Below are 14,113 nucleotides of genomic sequence, written 5' to 3'. Positions count from 1 at the left end.
TGCCTAGAGCACCACCACCGCCACCAATCCGCTGACGATGCCGACCAGCATGGTCAGCACCGCCACGGTCACCAGCACCCGAGCATCGAATTCCTTGCGCAGCATCAGCAGCGACGGCAGGCTGATGCTTGGCAGGGTCATCAGCAGCGCAACGGCCGGTGCGGTACCCAGGCCCAGGGTCATCATGGTCTGTACGATCGGAATCTCCGCCGCCGTCGGAATCACGAACAGCGTGCCGACGATCGCCAGCGGTACCAGCCACAGCAGGCTGTTGCTCATTGCGCCGTCGACATGGGGGAACAGCCAGACCCGCGCTGCGCCGAGCAGCAGTACCGCCACGATATAGATCGGAATGGTGCTCCAGAACAGTTGCCAGAGTGTCTTGCCCCAGCGCACGAAGAAGTGCTGGTCGCTCGCCGTGCTGGCCGCCACCACCGCTTCCACGGCCGGCTCCGGCAGCGTCTCTGGACGGGCGATCCGCTGGGCGCCCAGCGACACCCCAAGTACCAGCACCAGTCCCGCCACCAGGCGGATCGCGCTGAAGCCCCAGCCGAGGACGAAACCCATGAACACCAGGGTGGCCGGGTTGAGCACCGGATTGGCGATCCAGAACGCCAGCGCCGCGCCTACCGAGACATTCTGCCTGCGCATGCCGGCGGCCACGGGAGCGGCGCAGCACGAGCACATCATGCCGGGCAGGGCGAACAGCCCGCCGCGCAGGGTCGAACCGAAGCCGGCCCGGCCGAACAGGCGCAGCAGCCAGTCACGGGGAATCAGCACCTGCAGCAGCGAGCCGAGGATCACCGCCAGCACGGCGGCTTTCCAGATTGCCAGGAAGTACACCTGGGCGTAGGCCAGTGCGGCCGCCACCGGCGAGCCCGGATTGTCGTTGATGATCGAGCCGCCGATGCTGTGGCTGTCGGCGGCGACGAAGGCCTTGGCGTAGTAGGGCGACCACTTTACGTAGTAAAGGCCGATGGCGGCGATGGTGAGAAACAGCAGCGGCTTCCACCACAGTGACCAACCCCGTGCTGGGGTGGTGGAGGAGAGTGAGGTCATGACGGGCGGGCTCTGGAAGGAGAGTGAAGGATTTCGGGTGAATGATACCCCAGGGGCTGCGCTTCGCGATGTTGTCCGAGTGGGACGCCTCGTCTGATCGGTCGTCTTCGCCGGCAAGCCGACTCCTACATTGGCCAGCGGCGACAAAGATTGAACACTCGCCTTAGGCCATCGGCGGCAACCGCCGTTTCACCGGTGTCTTCTTGACGATCGCGGTATTGGTCTCGGCATGGCTGTTCAGCTGATCGAGCAGGGTGTCCAACTGCTCCATGTTCCGTACATGCAGGCGCGCGATGAAGCAGTCGTCACCGGTGACCTTGTCGCACTCGGTGAACTCGGGAATCGCCTGGATCTGTCGCTCCACCTCGTGCAACTGGCCGGGCAGTGGTCGGATACGGACGATGGCCTGCAACAGGTAGCCAAAGGAGCGGGGCTCGACCTCGACGGTGTAGCCCTTGATCACCCCGCGTTCCTCCAGGCGGCGCAGGCGCTCGGCGACGCTGGGTGCGGACAGCCCGCTGATCTGCGCCAGGGCCTTGAGCGAGCGCCGGGAGTCTTCCATCAAGGCCGTGAGCAGGAGTTGGTCAATGGCGTCGGTCATCATGGCCTCGTAAGGTAAAAGTCGTGGTTGGCCTTGATCATAAAGGCAAAACCGCAGTTTAGCCTTTCATAGTCGCTGGAGAAGCCGCCAGGGCGCTTGGCATACTTTTGCCATCTGCCAAGGAGTTCAATCATGCCTCAATCACTGCATCGCGGGTCGCTGGAAATGGTCGCGGCCATGCTGATTTCCGGAACCATCGGCTGGTTCGTGCTGGTGTCCGGCCAGCCGGTACTGGACGTGGTGTTCTGGCGCTGCCTGTTCGGCGCGCTGACCCTGTTGGCGATCTGCGCCGCCTTGGGTTTTCTGCGCCCAGGCATACTGACCCGAACCACTTTCCTGTTGGCGGTACTCAGCGGGGTGGCGATCGTCGGCAATTGGCTGCTGCTGTTCGCTTCCTATTCCCGCGCCTCGATTGCCATCGGCACGGCGGTCTACAACGTCCAGCCGTTCATGCTGGTGGGGTTGGCGGCGTTGTTTCTCGGCGAGAAGATCACTGTGCAGAAACTGTTCTGGCTGGGCCTGGCCTTTGCCGGGATGCTGGCGATCGTCAGTGCCCATGGCCAGCAGGGCGAGAGTGGCGGCGATTATCTGCTGGGCATCGCGCTGGCCCTGGGCGCGGCGCTGCTGTATGCCTTTGCCGCCTTGATCATCAAGCGCCTGGTCGGTACGCCGCCCCACTTGATCGCACTGATCCAGGTGGCTACGGGGACACTGTTGCTGGCGCCCTGGGCGAATTTCTCGACGCTGCCGACGCAGGCCGCTGCCTGGGGCAGCCTGGTGACCCTGGGGATCGTCCACACCGGTGCCATGTATGTGCTGCTGTATGGTGCGATCCAGAAACTGCCGACGGCGTTGACCGGTGCGCTGTCGTTCATCTATCCGATTGCGGCGATTTTCGTCGATTGGTTCGCCTTCGGGCACCGCTTGCAGCCATTGCAGTGGCTGGGTGTGACGGCGATTCTGTTGGCGGCTGCTGGAATGCAGCAGGGCTGGACGCCCTGGAGTCGCCGGGTTGTTGCACGTAATTGAATGAGGTGCCCCCATCGACCCCGATGGGGGCAAACGATCAGGCGCGGTAACGTGCTGCCGGCAGCACCTGCAGGTAGTTGGGCAGCATCGCCAGGCGCGCCGCCTCCAGGGCCTGCCACTGGCCTTCGTCCGGCAGCGGCGGAATGGTCACGGTTTCGCGGCGGTCGAAGCCCACCAGTGCCGCGTCCACCAGGTCCTCGACCTCCATCACCGCCGGCAGGTCCTCGATCCGCTTGCCGGAGCGTTCCCAGATTTCGGTGCGGGTTGCAGCCGGCAGCACCGCCTGGACATACAGCCCTTGGGCGCCCAGTTCGATATTCAAGCCCTGGCTCAGGAACAGCACGAATGCCTTGCTCGCTCCGTAGACACTCAACTGCAACTCCGGCGCCAGGCCCACCACCGAGGCGAGGTTGATGATCGAGCCGCCACCGGTCCGTACCAGGCGTGGCGCAATGGCATTACTCAGGCGGGCGAGGGCGGTGATGTTGAGGTTGATGATCTGGCTCACCAGCTCCGGTGCCTGCTCGATGAAGCTGCCGCCACCGCTCATGCCGGCATTGTTGACCAGGATGCCGATACTGGCATCGTCCCTGACCCGTGCCTCGATCCCTGCCAGGTCAGCGGCATCGGTCAGGTCGGCCTGCAGCACCTCCACCTTCACGCCAGTTTCCGCCTGCAGGCGTTCGGCCAGGGTATCCATGCGCGACTTGTCCCTGGCGACCAGTACCAGATCGTGCCCACGTCTGGCGAAACGGTCGGCGTAAACGGCGCCGATACCGGTGGATGCACCCGTGATCAGAACGGTGGATTTAGCGGTCATGACAGTAATCCTCGTGGGTCGATTTAATCATGATGGTCATCATGTTTATTAAATATGATGTTCGTCATGTATACTGTCAAGCCTGTCAACGGAGGTTCGGATGAAAGTCAGTCGCGAGCAGGTGGCGCAAAACCGCCTGAAGATTCTCGAGGTCGCCGGCCGGCTGTTTCGGGAACATGGCTACGAGGCGGTCAGCGTCGCCCAGGTGATGAAGGCTGCCGGCATGACCCATGGTGGTTTCTATGGCTACTTCGCCTCGAAGGATGAGCTGGTGGCCGAAGCCCTGGCCCATGTGGCCTCGACGTCGCCGCCGGTGGGTGACGACCTGGCCGGCTACATCGAGCGGTACCTGAGCCCGGCCCACCGTGAGGATTGCGCCGGCGGTTGTCCGCTGGCCGGATTGGCCGGGGAAACCCGTCGCCAGTCCGCCGAGGCGCGGGCGCAGATGACCCGCAGCATTGGCCGGCAGCTTGAGCGTCTGGAGCAGGATACGCCGGGCGCCTCGGCCGAGGAGAAACGCCGCGCCGCCACCGGCAACCTGGCGACCCTGGTCGGTGCCCTGGTGCTGGCGCGGGTTTGTGACGACCCGCAGTTGGCCGAGCGGCTACTCGAGGATAGCCGCAACTGGCTGTTGGAAAAGTGACTGTCGGGCTGTCGCCGTCAGCGCCTGTTGCACGCAGCGCAGGGCGAGCAGGGTGGTCGGGGCGACCCAACGCAAGTCGTGGAGGCCCGCAACGAGCGGGTTGAGCGGGTATCTCAGTGACCGATCAGGTACAGGCAGATCGACAGGGTCACCAGCGAACCCAGGGTGGAGACCAGGATCGTGCTCGACACCAGCGAGGCTTCGCGCTTGTAGTACTCGGCCAGCATGAACGGCCCGGTGCCGGTGGGCAGGGCGCTGAGCAGCAGCGCCGAGTTGGCCCACAACGGTGGCAGGTGAAACACCCGGAAGGCGAGGAACCAGGTCAGCAGCGGGTGCGCCACCAGTTTGAGCAGTACCAGCAGTGTCACGCCTTCACGAGGGCCCTGTTGCTTGTGCGCCAGGAACAGCCCTAGGGAGATCAGTGCGCAGGGGCTGGTCGCCGCGCCCAGCAGGCCGAGGAACGTCTCCAGCGGTGCCGGCAACGGTGCACCGCCCCAGGCCCAGAGGGCACCGAGCAGCGGTGACACCACCAGCGGGTTCTTCGCCAGGGCCAGCAGCACCTTGAACACGATCCGGTGCACCTGGCGCTCGGTCTGCAAGCCGATCTCGATGCACACCAGCGCCAGGCCGAACAGCACGCAGACCACCAGCAGCGAAGCGATCAGCGCCGGCTCCAGGCCGTTCTGGCCGAGCACCATCACGCACAACGGAATGCCGATGTAGCCGGTGTTGGCATAGGACGCGCTCAGGGCATCGATACTCGCATCGGCGAAGTGCCCGGCCTTGCGCCAGCGCAGCAGCAGGGTCAGGCCGAAGATCGCCAGGGTGCCCAAGGTGAACGCCAGCACGAACCCCGGATGCCAGATCTGTTCCCAGGTCGCGGTCGCCGTGGCCTTGAACAGCAGCGCCGGTAGGCACAGCCAGACCACCATGCGATTGATTTCCGAGGCGGCACCGGGCCCCAGGCGGTTGGTGCGCCGGCAGATGAAACCGACCAGGATCAGGGCAAAGATAGGCAGCAGGACAGTGAGTACGGAAGACATTGAAGCTGAAGCCTTGGACATGCGCGGGTGGGTGGAGAAGGGTAAGGGGGGAGATCGTTAGCTTGCAATCTTTACCGGTGATGTTTCATGCGAAGCCGGTCGCCTGCACGCCTGATGTACACGCCAGCCATCGCATTGGCGGCTTGGGCCCATTAGAGGTGAAGGCACTACTGGCTATTCGGAAACCGTCTATAAACCTGTCATTTCTGACAGTAGACCGGTTTGTGGCGTGTGCCCAACATAGCCGGCAAGGGCGTCTTGGTCGCAACGCACAAGGAGTCATCATCATGCACGAAGAATCCACCCCCTCTGACAGGGAGGACCCTGGGCACACAATCCAGGGGGCGCCTGGGTCTGCCATGCAGATACCGGAGGCGGTCTACAAGATCTACAGCGGCTTGAGCGGCAACAGGCTTGTCGACATGTCGTTGAGTGGAGGCAGTACGGAGCGCCACAACGTCAAGTTGTACCATGACAGTAACGCGCCAGAGTCGACGTGGAGCATCACGCGCCTGGGCAATGGCGCCTATTTGATGCGCAACGGAAAATCCCCTCAGTTGATGATCGAGCAAATCAGCGGCAACAATGTCTGTGCCTCCTATGATGCTTCCCCCATCCTGTTCGCGTCCTATCATTGGATTTTCAAGGATGCGGGTAATGGTCATGTCTATCTCGAGAACAAATCCTACGGCGACGTGATGGACGTGAAAGGCTCGAACACGGCCGATAATACCGACATCATTGCCTGGCCCTACGGCGGATCGGCAAACCAGAAATTCAGGCTGGTGAAAGTCAGAGACCTTTAGCGTCATGCTGAAACAACAGGCATGACATTGATGTCCGGGTTTTTGATCAAGGGCTGTGCATCCTGGGCCTGCTCGCCTAGGATGCTCCTTCTGTATCCCCGTCAGGAATTCCCGTTCATGTCCGCCGCCCACCGCCTTGCCGTGCCCCTGTCCAAAGCCTACCGCCTGCTCAATCACGGCCCGACCGTGCTAGTCAGCGCGGCGCACGACGGCCAGCGCAACATCATGGCTGCGGCCTGGGCCATGCCGCTGGATTTCGAGCCACCGAAGGTCGCGGTGGTGATCGACAAGTCGACCTGGACCCGCCGCCTGCTGGAGGCCTCGGGTACCTTCGTGCTGAACGTGCCCTGTGTCGCCCAGGCCGATGTCGTGCAGACCGTGGGCACCACCTCCGGCCTGGAGCTGGGCCAGAGCCACAGTCGCGACAAGTTCGATGCCTATGGCCTGGAAACCTTCCGGAGTGAACGGCTCGATGCACCGCTGGTGGAAGGTTGCGTCGCCTGGCTCGAATGCCGCCTGCTGCCGGAGCCGCGCAACCATGAGCAGTACGACCTGTTCCTCGGCGAGGTGATCGCGGCCCAGGCCGATTCGCGGGTATTCAGTGACGGGCGTTGGCATTTCGAAGGGCATGATGCCCTGCGCACCCTGCACCATGTCGCCGGCGGGCATTTCCTCACGATTGGCGACGGGGTGGATGGCCAGGTCCTGAAACCCTGAGTCGGCGATCGATGATCAGGGCCGCGGGTTGACCATCGCGATGCGATCCGTTGCGACTGCTGAAACCTGCCAGGTCCTGCCGGTCCGGCGGCAGGACCTGATTTGTCCCCCAACCGCGCTATACCGCGGGCCCGGAACGGGTGTTAGTCTTGGGACAGGTCGTTTTCAGGGAGCCCTCATGGGCAATCACAAGAGTGGGATTCGTCGCAGCAACGTCGAGAAGATTCTCCTGGGAGCGGAGAAGGTCTTTGCCGAGAAGGGCTTCGGCGGCACCGCCATGGCCGATATCGCCGAGGAGGTGCAACTGCCGCGTTCCAACCTGCACTATTACTTCAGCACCAAGGGCGAGTTGTACAGCGCGGTGCTGCTCGACCTGCTGGAAGTCTGGAAACAGGACGCACTGTGCTTCGAGATGTTCGATGACCCGCGGGTGGTGCTGAGCAGCTACATCCGCGCCAAGATGAACCATTCGCGCAGCCGACCCCATGGCTCGAAGGTCTGGGCCAATGAAATCATCCATGGTGCGCCAACCCTTGGCGAGACCTTGGACATGAGCCTGTACGACTGGGCCAAGATGAAGGAGGCGAAGATTCGCCAGTGGGTGGAAGACGGTCGCATCCTGCCGGTGGAGCCGTCGAGCCTGCTCTACATGATCTGGGCCTCGACCCAGCACTATGCCGACTTCAGCCACCAGGTGACGATTCTCAACGAACACCAGCCGCTGTCTGACATGCAGTTCGAGAAAGCGGTGCAGACGGTGACCCAGGTGATCCTGCGGGGGATCGGGCTGGAACCCTGATCCCCCGCAGCCTTGCCGGCTAGCTGGCCTCCTTGATGTGATAGGGGTTGCGCGGGTCGTGGTTCCAGTCGAGGAACGGCTTGCCGGTCGCCTGGGGTACCATCTCGATGCAGTTCTCCACCGGGCAGGTGATCTGGCACAGGTTGCAGCCCACGCATTCCTCGTCGATCACCTCGTAGCCGTGCGTACCATCGGCCTTGCGCAGGCTGGCGATAGCCTGGTGTGAGGTGTCCTCGCAGGCGATGTGGCAACGGCCGCAGCCGATGCAGGCGTCCTGGTCGATCCGCGCGATCACCTGGTAGTTGATGTCCAGGTACTTCCAGTCCGTGGTGTTGCCCACCGCCTTGCCGGAGAAATCCTGCAGACTGGCGTAGCCATGACTGTCCATCCAGCGCGACAAGCCGTCCTTCATCTCGTCGACGATCCGAAAACCGTGGAGCATCGCCGCCGTGCATACCTGTACCGCGCCGCAACCGAGGGCGACGAACTCGGCGGCGTCGCGCCAACTGCCGATGCCGCCGATGCCGCAGATCGGCAGGCCATGGGTCTGTGGGTCGCGGGCGATCTCGGCGACCATGTTCAGCGCGATCGGCTTGACCGCCGAGCCGCAGTAGCCGCCGTGGGTGCTCTGGCTGCCGACCATCGGCAGGGCGACCATGCGCTCCAGGTCGATGCTGGTGATCGAGTTGATGGTGTTGATCAGCGACACCGCGTCGGCACCGCCCCGATGGGCAGCCCTGGCGGACGTGCGGATATCGGTGATGTTCGGCGTCAGCTTGACGATCACCGGCAGCGAGCAATAGGTCTTGCACCAGCGGGTGACCATTTCCACGTATTCCGGTACCTGGCCGACCGCCGCGCCCATGCCGCGTTCCGGCATGCCATGGGGGCAGCCGAAATTCAGCTCGATGCCATCGGCGCCGGTGGCCTCCACCAGCGGCAGGATGTGTTTCCACGATTGCTCCTCGCAGGGCACCATCAGCGAGACGATCAGCGCCCGGTCCGGCCAGTCCTTCTTGACCTGGGTGATCTCGCGCAGGTTGATCTCCAGCGAGCGGTCGGTGATCAGCTCGATATTGTTGATGCCCATGACTTCGCGGTTTGGCCCGAAGTGCGCCGAGTAGCGCGACGATACGTTGACCGCCGCCGGGTCTTCGCCAAGGGTTTTCCAGACCACGCCACCCCAGCCGGCCTCGAAGGCGCGGACCACGTTGTAGGCTTTGTCGGTAGGCGGTGCGGAGGCCAGCCAGAACGGATTGGGGGCCTTGATGCCGGCGAAGACAATCGAGAGATCGGCCATTTATGCAGCCTCCACATTGAGCATGAGTTGGGTGTGAATGGCCTCGGCGGCCAGCTTGCCGTGCTGCACGGCCTGGACGGTGAGGTCCTGGCCGAGGCTGGTGCAGTCGCCACCGGCGTAGACCCCTGGGACGCTGGTACGCAGTTGCGCGTCGACCAGGATGCGATCGCCCTGGCGTTGCAGTTGGCGGGCCAGCGGATCATCCAGGGTGGCGTCGTCGAAGGCCTGGCCGATGGCCTTGAAGATGGCGTCGGCGGCCAGCTCGAAGGTTTCACCGGTGCTCTGCAGGCGACCGTTTTCCAGGCGGGTGCGGGCAAAGCGCATGCCACGGACCTGGCCCTGCTCGTCGAGCAGCACCGCGTCCGGCTGGGCCCAGGTCAGCAGGCGTACCTGGTTGGCCTTGGCGATTTCCTGTTCATGGACAGTGGCGCCCATGTCCTCCAGACCACGGCGATACACCAGGTTGACGTCCTGGGCGCCAAGGCGGGCCATCTGCACGGCCATGTCGATGGCGGTATTGCCCGCGCCGAGGACGATGCAGCGGTTGGCCAGGGGCAACTGGCTGAGGTCGTCGGCCTGGCGCAGCTCGCTGATGTATTCGGTGGCCGACAGCAGCCCCGGTGCATCCTCGTCGGCCAGGCCCAGTCGACGGCTGGCGGCCAATCCGAGGCCGAGGAAGACCGAGTCGAACTGCTGGTGCAGTTCGCTCAATGACAGGTTGCTGCCCAGCTTCTGCCCGTGGCGAATCTCGATGCCACCGATCTGCAGCAGGAACGCCAACTCGTGCTGGGCGAAGTCGTCTACCAGCTTGTACTTGGCGATCCCGTACTCGTTGAGGCCGCCGGCCTTTTCCCTGGCTTCGAAGATCACCACGTCATGGCCGTGCATCGCCAGCCGGTGGGCGCAGGACAGCCCCGCAGGACCTGCGCCGACCACGGCGATGCGCCTGCCGCTGCTGGCGGCGCGCTGGAACGGGTGTTCACTGAAGTGCGCGTTGTCGACGGCGAAGCGTTGCAGCAGGCCGATCAGCACCGGCGCACATTCGTGGCTGTTGTTCCGCACGCAGGCCTGCTGGCAGAGAATTTCCGTCGGGCAGACCCGGGCGCAACTGCCGCCAAGGATGTTGGCCGAGAGGATCTTCTGTGCCGCGCCCTGGACATTGTCCTGGTGGATGTTGCGAATGAACGACGGGATGTCGATGTCGCTGGGACAGGCGTTGACGCACGGCGCGTCGTAGCAGTACAGGCAGCGCGAGGCCTCCAGGTGGGCCTGGCGGGCATTGAGTGGCGGCGCCAGGTCACTGAAATGGGCGGCGAGGGCGGCCGGGGTTTCACTGGGGTGCGGGAGGTGGCTCAGGGTCTTGATCACGGTGAAGGCCTCACGGTTTTTATGGCTGCCTCTGATGGGCATTGGTTTTATTTTTGGGTTGGCCAGGAGGGCCTGTTCGCGGCGGTTCGGCGTCCCGACAAGCCCTGCTCCTACATGTGTACGTCTCGGTCCCTGTAGGAGCAGGGCTTGCCCGCGAAGAGGCCATCACTGACGCCGCAGCACTCAGCACTCAGCACTCAGCGCTCGACCGCAACCGGCCTCTGCGCCTCAGCGCGCTTGCTCAGCAGGTCGAACACCGCCGGATACGCCGGCCGCTCGACATAGCGCCCGGCCCCGCGCTCGGCACGCAGGTCGCCATCGACCCAGACCAGCTTGCCCTGGCTGATGGTGTGGCTGGGAATACCGCGCACGGTCTTGCCTTCGAAAATGTTGAAGTCGACCTGCTGGTGGTGGGTCTTGGCCGAGATGGTCCGGCTGCCCTGGGGATCCCAGAGCACCAGGTCGGCATCGGCACCGACCCGGATTGCCCCCTTGCGGGGGAACAGGTTGAAGATCTTCGCGGTGTTGGTCGACGTCAGGGCGACGAAGTCCTGCATCGACAGGCGACCGCTGTTGACCCCCTGGTCCCAGAGCACGGCCATGCGGTCCTCGATGCCGGCGGTGCCGTTGGGGATCTTGCTGAAATCATCGCGCCCGGCGGCTTTCTGTTCGGCGCAGAAGCAGCAGTGGTCGGTCGCGGTGGTGTGCAGGTTGCCCGACTGCAGGCCATGCCATAGCGCTTCCTGATGGCCGCGTGGGCGGAACGGCGGGCTCATCACGTAGCCGGCGGCGGTCTGCCAGTCGGGATGGCGGTAGACGCTGTCATCGAGCAGCAGGTGCCCGGCCAGGACCTCGCCATAGACCGGCTGGCCCTTGGCGCGTGCGTAGGTGATCTCGTCGAGGGCTTCACGGGTGGACACATGTACCAGGTACAGCGGCGTACCGAGGGTTTCGGCGATGCGGATCGCCCGGCTGGCGGCTTCGCCCTCGACCTGGGGCGGCCGCGACAACGGGTGGGCTTCCGGCCCGCTGATGCCCTGGGCCAGCAGCTTGCGTTGCAGGTGATAGACCAGCTCGCCGTTCTCGGCATGCACGGTCGGCACTGCGCCGAGTTCCAGGCAGCGTTCGAAGCTGGCAACCAGCGTGTCGTCGGCCGCCATGATCGCATTCTTGTAGGCCATGAAGTGCTTGAAACTGTTGATGCCGTGGTGCTTCACCAACTCGGCCATTTCCTCGCGAACCTGCTCGCTCCACCAGGTGATGGCGACATGAAAACCGTAGTCGCTGGCGGACTTCTCGGCCCAGCCGCGCCACTGGTGAAAGGCCTCCAGCAACGATTGCTGCGGGTTGGGAATGACGAAGTCGATGATCGAGGTGGTGCCCCCGGCCAGGCCGGCCGCCGTGCCACTGAAGAAGTCTTCGCTGGCGACGGTGCCCATGAAGGGCAACTGCATGTGAGTGTGGGGATCGATGCCGCCAGGCATCAGGTATTGCCCGCTGCCATCGATGACCTGGCAGCCGCTTGGAACTTCCAGTTGTTGGCCGATGGCCTTGATCAAACTTCCGACGCAGAGCACATCGGCTGGGAAACTTTCTTCATGGGTGACCACGGTGGCACCCCGGATCAACAGAGACATACCGAATTCCTCGCAGGCTTGACCGGTTCTTGCCGGTTCTAGGTTTTGTACGGGAACGTGCCGAGAGGAAGTTTCAATCCTGTCAGCTGTGTCAGGAATGAAATCTAGATGCTGATCATGAAATGAGCAAGATTATTTTTTATAAGCTTATATTTGTTTTAACTATTTGAAATTTAACAAAATAAAATTCAAATCACCAAAATGGTGAGCCATCTCACCATTTTGACGCACTTGACAAGATTGAAAACTCGGCGAGATTTTATATGGCAAATCAGCTGCTTGAGCGGTTGCCGGGCGGCGATGAATACCGAATGAAAAAAGTTGGCTGCACCAGTTTGAGTCCTGATGTTTCGTCGATCTTGTTCACATTCGCCTGAGTGTGGGAACACAAGTCCCGAAGAACTGACTGGGAAAATATATAAAGCTGATCAAAGTCAGCAAGTTGCAACTGTTTTGCGGATCGTCCGGGCAGGTTTTCGTGGAACCCGGCACGGTTGTTGAGTGCCGTCGGGAACCGGCTGGCAGATCCGTCGATGTCGTGTTGTGTGCAGGCAAGTTTTGCCCAGAACCTCCGGCCATCTTCCGGTGCGCGGCGCTGTCCGCCAGCCGGTCCGATGAGCGAATAATCAGAACAACAGTGGAGCGGCCAATGCAACAGAACAGATCGCAAGTGACCGAGCGTGACGGCTTGTATGAGTTGAACGCCGGCAACGATGTCCTCGACAGCCCCCGTTACAACCACGACATCGCGCCGACCCGCGTCCAGGAGCGCACCTGGAACAAATGGCACATCACCGCCCTATGGGTGGGCATGTCCATCTGCGTCCCGACCTACACCCTGGGCGGCGTGCTCACCGCCTATTTCGGCTTGTCGGTCGGCGAGGCGCTGCTGGCGATCCTGCTGGCCAACATCGTGGTGCTGCTCCCGCTGACCCTCAACGCCTTTGCCGGCACCAAGTACGGCATTCCGTTCCCGGTGTTGCTGCGACCGTCCTTCGGCATCCTCGGCTCCAACGTGCCGTGCCTGATCCGGGCCCTGGTGGCCTGCGGCTGGTTTGGCATCCAGACGCTGTTCGGCGGGTTGGCGATCCACCTGTTCCTCGGCTCGATCTTCTCCGGCTGGAAAGCCCTCGGCGGTACCGGCGAGGTGATCGGCTTCATGATCTTCTGGTCGTTGAACCTGTGGGTGGTGCTGCGTGGGGCGGAGTCGATCAAGCGCCTGGAAACCCTCTCGGCGCCGCTGCTGGTGCTGGTCGGCCTGGGCCTTTTGACCTGGGCCCTGCCGCATATTTCCCTGAGCGAACTGCTGGCCCAGCCGCCCAAGCGTCCGGAAGGCGCCAGCGTCTATGGCTACTTCTTCGCCGGGCTGACGGCGATGGTCGGGTTCTGGGCGACCTTGTCCCTGAACATCCCCGACTTCAGTCGCTACGCCCGCAGCCAGAAGGACCAGATTCTCGGGCAGATCTTCGGCCTGCCGCTGACCATGTTCCTGTTCGCCGCCCTCGGTGTGGTGATGACTGCGGCCTCGGCCTCGCTGGTGGGGCAGACGGTGTCCGACCCGGTCAGCCTGATCGGCCATATCCAGAGCCCGGTGTGGGTCGCCATCGCGATGGCGCTGATCATCGTCGCCACGCTGTCGACCAACACCGCGGCGAACATCGTCTCGCCGACCAACGACTTCCAGAACATCGCCCCCAAGCTGATCGACCGCACCACGGCAGTGTTGCTGACTGGCCTGGTGGGGCTGTTGCTGATGGGCCATGAACTGCTGAAAAAACTCGGCTGGCTGGTCTCCGACGTGAGCCTGGAAACGGTGTACTCGAATTGGCTGCTGGGCTACTCCAGCCTGTTGGGGCCGATCGCCGGAATCATGGTGGTCGACTACTTCGTCATCCGCCAGCAGCGCCTCGACCTGGCCGGGCTGTACCGCGACGACGTGTACCCGGCCTGGAACTGGAACGGCTTCATCGCCTTCGGCCTGCCGGTGGTGCTGACCCTGATGTCCCTGGGCAGCAGCGCCTTCAGCTGGTTCTACGACTACGGCTGGTTCACCGGCTCGGCGCTGGGCGGCGTGTTGTATTACGGGCTGTGCCGGCTGGCCAGCGGCAAGGCGGTGGTGGCCGCCAAGCCCTCGGCCTGAAGGTGAATGCAGTGGCTGCGACATGCCAGGCCGAGCGCCTGTGCAGGTTTTGCGACCGCTGTGCGGTCGAGCGGGGGCAAGCCCCCTCGCCACCGGGGCAGTACATGGCCATGTGGGCCGTGGCGACCTGAGCGAACAACAAGGAACTGAC

Annotated in this window: 14 protein-coding genes; 6 read left to right on the top strand and 8 right to left on the bottom strand. The window is 63.2% G+C overall.

Annotated features, from left to right (window positions below; translation table 11 throughout):
- Window positions 1–3 precede the first annotated feature (3 nt).
- On the bottom strand, window positions 4–1,059 hold the full coding sequence (locus AC6I6U_RS22250) for a permease (protein WP_497878181.1): 1,056 nt from the start codon (window positions 1,057–1,059) through the stop codon (window positions 4–6).
- A 163-nt stretch (window positions 1,060–1,222) separates the two neighbouring features.
- On the bottom strand, window positions 1,223–1,660 hold the full coding sequence (locus tag AC6I6U_RS22245) for an Lrp/AsnC family transcriptional regulator (RefSeq protein ID WP_497878180.1): 438 nt from the start codon (window positions 1,658–1,660) through the stop codon (window positions 1,223–1,225).
- Window positions 1,661–1,792: 132 nt separating this feature from the next.
- Between AC6I6U_RS22245 and AC6I6U_RS22240 the strand changes: the two genes are divergently transcribed.
- Entirely contained in the window at window positions 1,793–2,689 is an 897-nt protein-coding gene (locus AC6I6U_RS22240) for a DMT family transporter (RefSeq protein ID WP_497878179.1), read from the top strand.
- 37 nt (window positions 2,690–2,726) lie between these two features.
- Here the strand turns inward: AC6I6U_RS22240 and AC6I6U_RS22235 are convergent, their stop codons facing one another.
- Window positions 2,727–3,509 carry an SDR family NAD(P)-dependent oxidoreductase gene (locus tag AC6I6U_RS22235; RefSeq protein WP_497878178.1) on the bottom strand — a complete coding sequence of 261 codons (783 nt, stop codon included), beginning with the start codon at window positions 3,507–3,509 and terminating at the stop codon, window positions 2,727–2,729.
- Between the two features lie 100 nt (window positions 3,510–3,609).
- Here AC6I6U_RS22235 and AC6I6U_RS22230 point away from each other — a divergent pair, with 100 nt between their 5' ends.
- On the top strand, window positions 3,610–4,152 hold the full coding sequence (locus tag AC6I6U_RS22230) for a TetR/AcrR family transcriptional regulator (protein ID WP_497878177.1): 543 nt from the start codon (window positions 3,610–3,612) through the stop codon (window positions 4,150–4,152).
- A gap of 113 nt (window positions 4,153–4,265) precedes the next feature.
- Here the strand turns inward: AC6I6U_RS22230 and AC6I6U_RS22225 are convergent, their stop codons facing one another.
- Window positions 4,266–5,195, bottom strand: a complete 930-nt coding sequence (locus tag AC6I6U_RS22225) for an AEC family transporter (RefSeq protein ID WP_497878176.1) — start codon at window positions 5,193–5,195, stop codon at window positions 4,266–4,268.
- A gap of 287 nt (window positions 5,196–5,482) precedes the next feature.
- Here AC6I6U_RS22225 and AC6I6U_RS22220 point away from each other — a divergent pair, with 287 nt between their 5' ends.
- From AC6I6U_RS22220 to AC6I6U_RS22210, 3 genes are all read left to right on the top strand, one after another.
- Entirely contained in the window at window positions 5,483–6,001 is a 519-nt protein-coding gene (locus tag AC6I6U_RS22220; protein WP_497878175.1) for an RICIN domain-containing protein, read from the top strand.
- 117 nt (window positions 6,002–6,118) lie between these two features.
- A complete protein-coding gene (locus tag AC6I6U_RS22215; protein ID WP_497878174.1) occupies window positions 6,119–6,718 on the top strand; it encodes a flavin reductase family protein in 600 nt (199 codons plus the stop codon).
- Window positions 6,719–6,896: 178 nt separating this feature from the next.
- A complete protein-coding gene (locus tag AC6I6U_RS22210; RefSeq protein WP_497878173.1) occupies window positions 6,897–7,517 on the top strand; it encodes a TetR/AcrR family transcriptional regulator in 621 nt (206 codons plus the stop codon).
- A 19-nt stretch (window positions 7,518–7,536) separates the two neighbouring features.
- On the opposite strand, the gene preA is transcribed toward AC6I6U_RS22210, so the two are convergent.
- The 4 genes from preA to AC6I6U_RS22190 all read right to left on the bottom strand — a co-directional run bounded on the left by preA (window position 7,537) and on the right by AC6I6U_RS22190 (window position 12,477).
- The gene (preA, locus tag AC6I6U_RS22205) at window positions 7,537–8,817 is read right to left on the bottom strand and encodes an NAD-dependent dihydropyrimidine dehydrogenase subunit PreA (RefSeq protein ID WP_497878172.1); all 1,281 of its coding nucleotides are present in this window, start codon (window positions 8,815–8,817) and stop codon (window positions 7,537–7,539) included.
- A complete protein-coding gene (locus AC6I6U_RS22200; RefSeq protein WP_497883080.1) occupies window positions 8,818–10,185 on the bottom strand; it encodes an NAD(P)-dependent oxidoreductase in 1,368 nt (455 codons plus the stop codon).
- 197 nt (window positions 10,186–10,382) lie between these two features.
- The gene (gene hydA / locus AC6I6U_RS22195) at window positions 10,383–11,822 is read right to left on the bottom strand and encodes a dihydropyrimidinase (RefSeq protein ID WP_497878171.1); all 1,440 of its coding nucleotides are present in this window, start codon (window positions 11,820–11,822) and stop codon (window positions 10,383–10,385) included.
- Between the two features lie 271 nt (window positions 11,823–12,093).
- Window positions 12,094–12,477: a hypothetical protein gene (locus tag AC6I6U_RS22190; RefSeq protein WP_497878170.1), complete on the bottom strand. Its 384-nt coding sequence runs from the start codon at window positions 12,475–12,477 to the stop codon at window positions 12,094–12,096.
- On the opposite strand from AC6I6U_RS22190, the gene AC6I6U_RS22185 reads away from it, so the two are divergent.
- Window positions 12,472–13,962, top strand: a complete 1,491-nt coding sequence (locus AC6I6U_RS22185; protein WP_497878169.1) for an NCS1 family nucleobase:cation symporter-1 — start codon at window positions 12,472–12,474, stop codon at window positions 13,960–13,962. The two genes, AC6I6U_RS22190 and AC6I6U_RS22185, sit on opposite strands and share 6 nt — an antisense overlap.
- Window positions 13,963–14,113: the final 151 nt, after the last annotated feature.

Source organism: Pseudomonas sp. UTLPPB19802, assembly GCF_059730225.1.
Note: the sequence above shows the minus strand (reverse complement) of the source record. Positions and strands in the feature narration are given on the sequence as shown.

Bases quoted from the DNA above. Each gene is read 5' to 3' on its own strand.
- AC6I6U_RS22250 (WP_497878181.1), bottom strand. From the start codon at position 1,059: ATGACCTCACTCTCCTCCACCACCCCAGCACGGGGTTGGTCACTGTGG.
- AC6I6U_RS22245 (WP_497878180.1), bottom strand. From the start codon at position 1,660: ATGACCGACGCCATTGACCAACTCCTGCTCACGGCCTTGATGGAAGAC.
- AC6I6U_RS22240 (WP_497878179.1), top strand. From the start codon at position 1,793: ATGCCTCAATCACTGCATCGCGGGTCGCTGGAAATGGTCGCGGCCATG.
- AC6I6U_RS22235 (WP_497878178.1), bottom strand. From the start codon at position 3,509: ATGACCGCTAAATCCACCGTTCTGATCACGGGTGCATCCACCGGTATC.
- AC6I6U_RS22230 (WP_497878177.1), top strand. From the start codon at position 3,610: ATGAAAGTCAGTCGCGAGCAGGTGGCGCAAAACCGCCTGAAGATTCTC.
- AC6I6U_RS22225 (WP_497878176.1), bottom strand. From the start codon at position 5,195: ATGTCTTCCGTACTCACTGTCCTGCTGCCTATCTTTGCCCTGATCCTG.
- AC6I6U_RS22220 (WP_497878175.1), top strand. From the start codon at position 5,483: ATGCACGAAGAATCCACCCCCTCTGACAGGGAGGACCCTGGGCACACA.
- AC6I6U_RS22215 (WP_497878174.1), top strand. From the start codon at position 6,119: ATGTCCGCCGCCCACCGCCTTGCCGTGCCCCTGTCCAAAGCCTACCGC.
- AC6I6U_RS22210 (WP_497878173.1), top strand. From the start codon at position 6,897: ATGGGCAATCACAAGAGTGGGATTCGTCGCAGCAACGTCGAGAAGATT.
- preA (WP_497878172.1), bottom strand. From the start codon at position 8,817: ATGGCCGATCTCTCGATTGTCTTCGCCGGCATCAAGGCCCCCAATCCG.
- hydA (WP_497878171.1), bottom strand. From the start codon at position 11,822: ATGTCTCTGTTGATCCGGGGTGCCACCGTGGTCACCCATGAAGAAAGT.
- AC6I6U_RS22185 (WP_497878169.1), top strand. From the start codon at position 12,472: ATGCAACAGAACAGATCGCAAGTGACCGAGCGTGACGGCTTGTATGAG.